Raw genomic sequence first — 9,735 nt, 5'->3', positions numbered from 1 at the left:
GCCCGACGCCGGCGCTGCGCCGCGGTGAGGCCGCGTCCGGCGGGCAGCCGGGGCAGCGTCACCGGAATCGTGTCGTACCCCTCCAGCCGGACGATCTCCTCGACGAGGTCCGCCGGACGGGTCAGATCCGGCCGCCACGGCGGCGGGACGACCACGAGCACATCCTCGGCAGTCTCCCCGGCCCCGTCGGCGGACACGATGCAGCCGATGTCGGTCAGCCGGTGAAGCACCGTCTGCAGTGGGTAGGGGCGCCCGGCCAGGCGCTGCGCCTCCCCCGGCGGCAGCGGCACCGCCGGGATGGCCGGGCGGTGGTCAAGGTCGGTGACGCCCGGGTCGGGGGTGGCCCCGGCCAGTGCCACGAGCAGGTCGACGGCGGCCGCGGCGGCCACCGCGGGCAGCGCCGGGTCGACGCCGCGCTCGAAGCGCCGCGACGCCTCCGAGGACAACCGGTGCCGCCGGGCGGTGCGCGCGACGCTGACCGGGTCGAAGTGGGCGGCCTCGAGCACGATGTCGGTCGTCGTCGCCGAGATCTCGGTGCTGGCGCCACCCATCACCCCGGCCAGCGCGATCGGCCCGGAGTCGTCCGCGATGACCAGATCCTCGGGGTCGAGTACCCGGTCGACGTCGTCGAGGGTGCGCAGCGTCTCGCCGGACGTGGCACGACGCACGACGATCGGCCCGGTGAGCTTCGCCCGGTCGAAGGCGTGCAACGGCTGACCGAGGCCGAGCAGCACGGCGTTGGTCACGTCCACCGGCACCGAGATCGACCGCGTACCGGACAGTGCCAGCCGCCGGGCCCAGCCCGTCGGTGTCACCGCCGCCGCGTCGACGCCGGTGACCACCCGGGCGACATACCGGTCGCAGCCGGCCGCGTCCGCGACGACCACCGGATACCCCGGCGCCCCTGCGGACGTCCCAGCGCCGTCGGCCTCGCTGTCGAGGGCCCCACCGGGACGGCCCGGGTCGTCGAAGGGCAGCCCGAAGGCGATGGCCGCCTCCCGGGCGATGCCGCGCACGGACAGGGCGTAACCACGGTCCGGGGTGATCGCGATGTCGAGCACCTCGTCGGCGAGCTCGAGCAGGCTGGCCACGTCCGCACCCAGCGGCGTGGACGGGGGCAGCACGAGGATGCCGTCGTGGTCCTCGCCGAGGCCGAGTTCCCGCGCCGAGCAGATCATTCCGTCGCTGAGATGGCCGTAGGTCTTCCGCGCGGTGATCGCGAACCCGCCGGGCAGCACCGCCCCCGGCAGTGCGACGGCCACCCGGTCGCCGACGGCGAAGTTGAGCGCCCCGCAGATGACGCCCCGCACGTCCCCGCCGCCGTCCGACGCGTCAGTGCCGCCGTCCGGCGCGGTAGGACCGCCGTCCGAGGCGGTAGGGCCGGCGACGCGGACCTGGCACCAGCGGACGGTCTTCTTCTTCGTCTCGACCGGTTCGAAACCGACGATCTCGCCGACGACGACGCCGGAGACGTCCCCGCCGACCGTGTGCAGCCCCTCGACCTCGAAACCGGCGCGGACCAGCGCGTCGGCGACCGCCCGGGTCGGTGGCAGACCGGGCACGTGTTCCCGCAACCAGGACATCACGATGAGCATGGCGTCAGTCCTCGATTCCGAACGGGAGGCCGAAACGAACGTCCCCATCGACGAAGTCGCGGATCTCGCGGACGCCGTAACGGATCATCGCGGCGCGTTCCAGGCCCATCCCGAAGGCGAACCCGCTGTAGCGGTTCGGATCGACCCCGGCGGCCCGCAGCACGTTCGGATCGACCATGCCGCAGCCGAGGATCTCGATCCAGCCCTCGTCGGAGCAGACCCGGCAGGGCTGGCGGGCCGTCTCGCCGCGGCAGGAGAAACACTGCACGTCGAGTTCGGCCGATGGCTCGGTGAACGGGAAGTAGGACGGGCGCAACCGGGTGGACAGCCCCGAGCCGAACAGGGCCTCGGCGAAGGTGGCCAGCGTGCCGCGCAGGTCGGCCATGGTGATGCCCTCGTCGACGGCGAGGCCCTCGAGCTGGCCGAACACCGGCGAGTGGGTCGCGTCGATCGCGTCGTTGCGGTATGTGCGCCCGGGGGCGACGACGTACACCGGCAGTGGACGGGCCAGCAGCGAGCGGATCTGCACCGGGGACGTGTGGGTGCGCAGCAGCCGGCCGGAGCCGGCGGGCTCGACGTACAGCGTGTCGTGCATGCTGCGGGCGGGGTGGTCGGGGGCCATGTTGAGGGCCTCGAAGTTGAACCAGTCGTGTTCTACCTCGGGGCCTTCGGCGACCTCGTAGCCCATGGCGACGAACACGTCGACGAGCCGGTCGGACAGGGAGCTCAGCGGATGGCGCGCGCCACGACGGCGCCGCGCCGGCGGCAGCGTGACGTCGACCCGCTCCTCGCGCAGTACGCGGGTGTCACGCTCGGCGGTGAGCTCCGCCAGCCGGGCGTCGAAGGCGGCCTGCACCTGCGCGCGGGCGGCGTTGTGCCGACGACCGGCATCGGCGCGGGCCTCGCGGGGCAGTGCGCCGAGCTCGCGGCGGGCCCGCACCAGGGGGGCGGAGTCGCCCTGCACGTGGGCGGTGCGCACGCCGGCGAGCGCGTCCAGGTCGGGGGCGGCGGTGATCGAGGCCAGCGCCGCGGTGACGGCGGCGGCCAGCTGGTCGGGGTCGAGGGCGTGGACCCGGGACGGGTCGACTGTCTCTCCAGGGGCGGGCACGGAACTCTCCAGGGGTGACGCTCACCGGTGGTGACGGTGACGCAGACAGGAATGGCCCGGGGCGCCCGCCGGCGGATGCTCGGTTCGGCTGAGCTCAGCCGAACACCGGGCCACCGGCGGGCACGAAAAATCGGAACTCGGCGCCGCCGCCTTCGGCCCGACCGACGGAGATCGTGCCACCGTGCGCCTCGATCAGCGCCTTGGCGATGTACAGGCCGAGACCGGTGCCGTTGCCGCGGCTGGCGCCGCGCCAGAACTTGGTGAACACCCGGGCCGCGTTCGCCTCGGGGACACCGTCGCCCTCGTCGGACACGCGCACCTCCGTGCCGGACTCCTCGCCGCGCAACAGCACGGTCACTGTACCCGCTCCGTGGCGCAGCGCGTTGTCGACCAGGTTGTGCAGCACCTGCTCCAGCTTGTCCGGATCGACCCACATTTCTGGCAGTTCGCCCTCTTCGCGCAGCACGAACCGCCCGGGCCCGGCCGCGCCGGAGGCGACCTTCCCCTCCAGGACGGCGCGCAGCCGCGCGGGCAGATCGATGATCTGCTTGCGGACCTGGATGCGTCCGGAGTCGATCCGGGAGACGTCGAGCACCTCGGCGAGCAGGCGGGTCACCCGGTCGGCGTCGGTGTTGACGGTGTTGAGCATGAGCTTCTTCTGCTCGTCGGTGAAGCGGTCCCACTTGGCGAGCAGGGTGGCGGTGAAGCCCTTCACACTGGTCAGCGGCGAGCGCAGTTCATGGGCGACGGTGGCGACCAGGTCGGCCCGGTTACGTTCGAGCCGCTCGCGGCTGGAGGTGTCCCGCAGGGCCAGGCACACCCGGACGAGCCGGCCGGCGACCCGGGTGAACTGGACGGTGACGTGGACGTCACGGTCGTGGTCGGACCCGGCATAGGTGAGGCGCCGTTCGGGCTGCCCGATGACACGCGGCATCCGCCGGCTGACCGCCGAGCACTCCCACCAGTCGTTGCCGCGCTCGTCGAGCAACGGGAGCACCTCGGTGACATGGCGCCCGACGGCGGGGCGCGCGGGCGTACCGAGCAGCCGGGACGCGGCGCGATTGAACACCTCGACCGTGCCGGCCGCGTCGGTGACGACGACGGCGTCGGGCAGCAGGTCGAACGCGGCCGCGGGAAGGGGCCCGTCCAGCATGGCCGGGCCGGCGGTTTCGTCGTCAGCAGTCATGGCCTCGCCTGGTGCCGGATCAGCGGTGCTGGCGGAGCTGGTCGAGCCCTCCGGGGCGGACGCCGACGCGATGATGTTCACCACCGCCGACCACCTCCTCCGGTGCCTTCGCTACCGGCCGTTCTCTGCGCCCGCGCCGACGCGTACAGGCACAGGGCGGACGCAACCGCAAGATTCAGGGACTCGGCCTGACCGTACACCGGGACCCGGAGTGTCGCGTCCGCGGCAGCCGCGGCGGCCGGATCGAGGCCGTGTGCCTCGTTGCCGAACAGCCAGGCCGTCGGCCCGTCGAGCTCGCCGCCGGCCACCGCCGCGTCGATGTCACGCTCGGCCGCGCCCGAAGTGGCGACAATCCGGCACCCCCGGGCGCGCAACCCGGCGATGGTCGCGACCGGCTCTGTTTCGACGATCACCGGGAGGTGGAAATGGCTGCCGGCGGACGACCGCACACACTTGCCACCGAACGGGTCGACCCCGCTGCCGGTGAACACGACCGCGTCCGCACCGGCCGCGTCGGCGCTGCGGATCACGGTGCCCGCGTTACCCGGGTCGTTCGCCGCCACGCACACCGCGATCAGCCTCGGCGTCACCAGATCGGCAAGCCGGTGGCCCGGCAGCGCGGCGACCCCGACGAGGCCCTGCGGGGTGACCGTCTCCGACAGCGCCGCGGCGGCGGCGTCGGTGACGATCCGAACCGGGACGTCGGCGCCCCGCAGCAACGCGTCATGGCGCGCTGCCGCGGAGGCCCCGACGAACACCTCGAGGAGCGCTCCCGCGGCCACCGCGGCACCGACCGCCTGCGCGCCCTCGACCAGGAATCGTCCCTGTTCGCGCCGTTCGGCCACCTTGCGCAGCCGCCGGGCGGCGCCGACCCGGGCCGACTTCGGTCCGATCGCGGCGCCCACGACGTCTGTCATCGGGCTCTGCGCGCAGCTCAGGCGGCGCTCGGCTCCGGCGCCGCCGCGGCCACGGCCGCCCGGGCGACCTCGACCAGCGCCGCGAACGCCGCCGCGTCGTTGACGGCCAGGTCCGCGAGGATCTTGCGGTCCACGTCGACGCCGGCCAGCTTCAGGCCCTGCACGAAGCGGTTGTAGGTCATGCCGTTGGCCCGCGCCGCGGCATTGATCCGAGTGATCCACAGCTGCCGGAAGTCGCCCTTGCGCGCGCGACGGTCCCGGTAGGAGTAGGTCATCGAGTGGAGCATCTGCTCCTTGGCCTTGCGGTACAGCCTGGAACGCTGGCCCCGGTAGCCGCTGGCCTGTTCCAGGACCGTGCGACGCTTCTTCTGGGCGTTGACCGCCCGCTTCACGCGTGCCATGAGGGCACCTGTCTCCTTCGTTCGGGTGCGGCCGGAATCGGATGAGCGCCCTAGCGGGCGAGCAGGCGCTTGATCCGGCGCTCGTCGGCCTTGGTCAGCGGAACTTCGCCCTCAAGACGACGAGTGTGGCGGCTCGACTTGTGCTCGAGCAGGTGGTTGCGGCCGGCCCGCCGCCGCATCACCTTGCCGGAGCCAGTGATCCAGAAACGCTTGTTCGCGCCGCTGTGGGACTTCTGCTTGGGCATGTCAACATCCTGACGGTGGACGTGGTTGGTCGAACGACCGGCACGGCAAAGCCCGCCGCGCGACGGGGATCCCCCGCCCGCATGCGGGCCTGACCGAACGGCCCGGGCCGCACGAATCAGGCCGTGCAGGTCAGGCCATACGGTTCAGGCCATGCTGGTCCGGCCGCGCTGATCAGAGGTGCAGATCAGACGTGGCCGGCCGACTCCGGCAGCCGCTGCGGCTTGGAGCCCTTGTGCGGGGCCATCACCATGGTCATGTTCCGGCCGTCCTGCTTGGGCTGGGCCTCGACGTAGCCGAGCTCGGCAACATCCGCGGACAGCCGCTGCAGCAGGCGGATCCCCAGTTCCGGCCGGGACTGCTCCCGGCCACGGAACATGATGGTGATCTTTACCTTGTCACCGGCCCGGAGGAACCGCACGACGTGACCCTTCTTGGTCTCGTAGTCGTGCGGGTCGATCTTCGGGCGCAGCTTCATTTCCTTGATGACGGTCTGGACCTGGTTCTTCCGAGCTTCCCGACGCTTCTGGTCGGACTCGTACTTGAACTTTCCAAAGTCCATCAGCTTGCAGACCGGCGGACGCGCCGTCGGCGCCACCTCGACGAGATCGAGGTCGGCCTCCTGGGCCATACGCATGGCTTCGCCGATCGCGACGATGCCGATCTGCTCGCCCTCGGCGCCGACAAGGCGCACTTCGGGAACGCGGATCCGGTCGTTGATGCGGGACTCTGTGCTGATGTGTTCCTCCGTTGCTCGACGCGCGGGCGCGACCTCACCGCAGCGGAGCACCGAGCCTGGTGAGCACCAGACTCCCGGCCGACAACCGTGGGAACGGCTCGGCCGACCGGCGACCCGGCCACCGCGCCCAGGGCCTCTGACGAGGCCCGGAGGGACTCCGGCAACTCGGGTGGAGGGCGAACCCCCGCTTGGTCCTGCCGGACAGGCTCCGTGCCCCCACCGGGACCGCCGAAATCGACGGTACCGTCGGACAGATGGAACCGACCGGCATCGGTCTCGCCCAAGACTAGCACCCGACCCGCCCACGTGACGATCACCCACGCCCCGCGCCGCCCCGACCCGCAACACCCCGTCGACTCGCGAAACCAGCCACCCCGCCACCTCGCCCGGCACCCCGCCAACAAAAGCCACGCTGTGTAACACCGATCCCGGCCGATCTCAGGCACCAGCGCCTGCATGGGTTGCCGTGGGGTGTTCGTCTCCGTCGGTGGGCTCAGCCGTGTAGGCCTCGGCCGAGCTGGCGTCGCACGGCCAGCGCCGCCCCCAGGCCCGGACCGACCAGGAGTACCGCAATCCCGCCACCCCCACCGAGCTGCTCGGACAGCTGACGGGCCACCTGGACCCCGTCCACCTGACGCCCGGCCCGCCCTCGCGGCGCGACCACCAGCACCGGCCGCCGCCCACCGCGTTCGGCCACCGCCTCCCGGGCCACCCCGCCCCTGCCCCCGTTGCCTTCCGCTGACGTGTCGGCGACCTCGGACGCCGCGAACTCCGCCGGCCAGGCCGTCACCGGCAGCGCCAGCGCGCGTAGCGCCGCCCGCACCCGGGTGTGGGACAGCGGCCCGTCCGGATCCGCCGGGGGGCGCAGGGCGGTGAGCGACCGGTCGTCCAGGTCTGCGGTGGACTCACCGACCGGCAACAGGTCGAGGCTGGCGGAGTGCGGCCCGGCGACGTCGATCACCAGGGCACCGAGCCCCTCCTGCGCGGCCTGCGCGAAGGCATCGGGCCCGGCCACCGGCACCGGTCGGGCCGCCGGGCGCCACGCGGCGAGCGTGGCCACGCTGGTGAAGACCGGCAGCGCGCTCGCCCCGGACGCGGTCCGCAGCGTGATCAGCGCCATCTCGCTGCTGCGATCGGCACCGGTCGCCTCGTCGACGGCGGTCGCCTGCGCCTCCACGCCGACGAACACCCGTGCCTCCCGCAGCGCCGCCGTGAGCGCCGCCGGGTCGACCCGTCCGGTGTCGCCGGCCGCGGCCAGCACCCGGGCCAGCTCCGCGTCGGCCTCCCCCTGGTCCCCCTGCCCTGCCGGTTTCACCAGATCCCGCGCCATGCGTTGCAGCCTATGGCCGCGCTGCCCGACCGCGGTTCCGCGGAACCGTCGGCGCCACCCCTTGATGGAGGGTCCCGCTCCGGTGACCCTCCACGGTAGGCAGGTCAGGCTGATCGGTGTGGCCACGGGGGAACAGCACACGCCCGGGCCGTCGCCGGCGGGCGTGCCTCCTGCCACGGACGCCGACCGTGGCAACCCCACGATCCGCGAGTCCGACCCCCGACCGGTGGTCCTGGCCCGTCGGAATGCAGGCATGCCATCACGGTGCGCCCAGCAGTGTCGGAGAGTGACCGTCTCGGGGATCGGTGACTTGGCGCACTGGTCGCCGGCCACGGCGGATGCCGAAGCGACGGTTCCGCGGAACCGTCTGGCACTGTCTAGCCGACCCTGGCGGGGCGGTTCTCCGCGCCGGCCGCCGCCAGGGCCGGACGAGCCAGGGCCAGAGCCGGGCCGCTGCCGGGCAGGGGGGCGGTGGCGACGGCGCCGGCGAGGCGTTGGAAGGCGAAGCGGGTGCGGCGACGCAGGCGGAGCCAGTTGATGGGGCGACTGTCGGCCAGCGCCGGGTCGAACGGGACCGGGACGGTGATGTAGGCGCGGTCCTCGAGGTGGTCCAGGCGCATCCGGGCGCTACGGCTCAGGCGGGACGGGTAGGTCTCGACCAGGGCGACGATCACCGTGGTGGCGAGGTCGCCGCGGCTGGCCGCGATGAGGGCGGTCAGGGCGTCGTCGGCCCCGGCGATCTCGGCCTCGCCGGCGCGGACGGTGAGGACCAGCTGGTCGGCGCGGGCGAGCAGGGTCGCGGGCACCGGCTGGTTCCAGCCGGACGGCGCGTCGGCGACGATCACCGGGTACCAGTGGCCGAGCAGGTCCAGCGACCAGGCCAGTTCCTCCGGGACCAGCCCGGGGCCGACCAGGTCCCGCATCCCGGCGAGGACGTCGAGGCCCCCGGAACCGTCCGAGGCGAGGTAACGGCGCACATCGTCCAGGGACGACACGGGCGGCCGGGCCGCGGCGAGCTCACGCAGGCCGACACCCGGTGGGATGAGGCCCACCCGATGTGCCAGCAGCCCGCACTGGTCGGGTGAGGCGTCGACGGCGACCACCCGATGACCATGGTGGGCGGCCATCGCCAGGCCGAGGCCCGCGGCCACCGTCGTCCGACCGCCCCCACCGCCGAACCCGCCGACCAGCACCCGCCGGCCGCCACCCCGCGTCCGCGCGAACGCCGAGCTGAGCGCCTCGGACTCCACGCCCCCGGCGATCGCCGACCCGGGACGGTGCTGCACCGCCGCACCACGCGCCGCAATGGCAGCACCACGCACCCGGTCGGGCAGTCCGGTGAACCGCCGCGGCACCACTCCGGTCGCGGACGGCGCCCCCGCCAACGGCGCTGATCCAGCAGCCGGGACCGGCTCGGCCGTCGGCGTGGGCAGCCCGCTCGACGGCGCCACCCATGGCCCGTTCTGCGCCTCGGAGGCCACCTCGGCTGTCGCGGGACCACCAGAGACGGTGATCTCCGAGGTCCCATAACCCGGGGGGACGGCCGTCCCCGTAGCCGGAGCGGGTGGGACCGGCGGGCCGATCGGGGGCGGCGCAGCGATGGCAGGCGGCGGCGCCGGTGCCGGGGGCACTGCCGGCTCGGGGAACGCTGCCGGCTCGGGAGGCGGGGCGAACGGAGTCGCGGCGGTCGGGAACGGCAGCGGTGGCAGTTCCGGGGCGGCCGGGCCATGCCCGACGGGCGCGGCGGCCGATCCGGAGAAGCCGGCGACCCACGGCTCGAGTGGCTGAACGGGTCCGAACGCGCCGGCCAGATCATCCGGTGATGGCTGTGCGGGCACCTCGTCGGTCGGCGCCGGTGGCTGTACCGACGGTGTTTGCGGCTGCGTCGCTGCCACCGGCTGCTCCGGTTCGCCGGTCGGCCGCGGCACGAGTACCGTCATGCTCCCCCATCTCTCCCCGGGAGGCGGGATGGGCGGCGGGGGACCCGGCACGCGCGCAGCCACGGGCGTACCGGTCAGGCCGTCCGGCAGGACGAGCCCGTTCGGGACACCGGGGCCGCCCGGACCGTTCGCGCCGCCGGGGGCTCCGCTGCTGTTGGCCGTCGACGGCAGCACCACCCCGGGCGGACCGAACGGCGAGGTGCGCCGCCGGTAACGCTCCAGCGCACCCGGAACGTCCGCAGACAGCCCCGGGTCGGGCACTCGAGCCGACGGACC

9 protein-coding genes are annotated in these 9,735 nt (G+C 73.6%); all 9 read right to left on the bottom strand.

Translation table 11 applies throughout. From position 1 onward, the window contains the following. A partial coding sequence (locus ND747_RS28570) for a phenylalanine--tRNA ligase subunit beta (protein WP_251737359.1) occupies positions 1 to 1,595 on the bottom strand: 1,595 nt, incomplete at its 3' end. A 4-nt stretch (positions 1,596 to 1,599) separates the two neighbouring features. Then, complete coding sequence (pheS, locus tag ND747_RS28565) at positions 1,600 to 2,703, bottom strand: phenylalanine--tRNA ligase subunit alpha (protein WP_251737358.1); 1,104 nt, start codon at positions 2,701 to 2,703, stop codon at positions 1,600 to 1,602. Positions 2,704 to 2,797: 94 nt separating this feature from the next. Continuing rightward, on the bottom strand, positions 2,798 to 3,889 hold the full coding sequence (locus tag ND747_RS28560) for a PAS domain-containing sensor histidine kinase (protein WP_251737360.1): 1,092 nt from the start codon (positions 3,887 to 3,889) through the stop codon (positions 2,798 to 2,800). A 77-nt stretch (positions 3,890 to 3,966) separates the two neighbouring features. Continuing rightward, a complete protein-coding gene (locus ND747_RS28555) occupies positions 3,967 to 4,806 on the bottom strand; it encodes an RNA methyltransferase (protein WP_251737357.1) in 840 nt (279 codons plus the stop codon). A 17-nt stretch (positions 4,807 to 4,823) separates the two neighbouring features. Beyond that, positions 4,824 to 5,207, bottom strand: coding sequence for a 50S ribosomal protein L20 (gene rplT, locus ND747_RS28550; RefSeq protein ID WP_251737356.1), 384 nt, complete (start codon positions 5,205 to 5,207; stop codon positions 4,824 to 4,826). Positions 5,208 to 5,257: 50 nt separating this feature from the next. Next, entirely contained in the window at positions 5,258 to 5,452 is a 195-nt protein-coding gene (gene rpmI, locus ND747_RS28545; RefSeq protein ID WP_251737355.1) for a 50S ribosomal protein L35, read from the bottom strand. A gap of 185 nt (positions 5,453 to 5,637) precedes the next feature. Beyond that, the gene (gene infC / locus ND747_RS28540; protein WP_251737354.1) at positions 5,638 to 6,240 is read right to left on the bottom strand and encodes a translation initiation factor IF-3; all 603 of its coding nucleotides are present in this window, start codon (positions 6,238 to 6,240) and stop codon (positions 5,638 to 5,640) included. Between the two features lie 442 nt (positions 6,241 to 6,682). Beyond that, on the bottom strand, positions 6,683 to 7,519 hold the full coding sequence (locus tag ND747_RS28535) for an SseB family protein (protein ID WP_251737353.1): 837 nt from the start codon (positions 7,517 to 7,519) through the stop codon (positions 6,683 to 6,685). Positions 7,520 to 7,896: 377 nt separating this feature from the next. Further along, a partial coding sequence (locus ND747_RS28530; RefSeq protein ID WP_251737352.1) for a hypothetical protein occupies positions 7,897 to 9,735 on the bottom strand: 1,839 nt, incomplete at its 5' end.

This window comes from Frankia sp. R82 (genome assembly GCF_023716925.1).
GTDB lineage: Bacteria > Actinomycetota > Actinomycetes > Frankiales > Frankiaceae > Frankia.
This window is presented reverse-complemented; position numbering and strand designations above follow the sequence as displayed.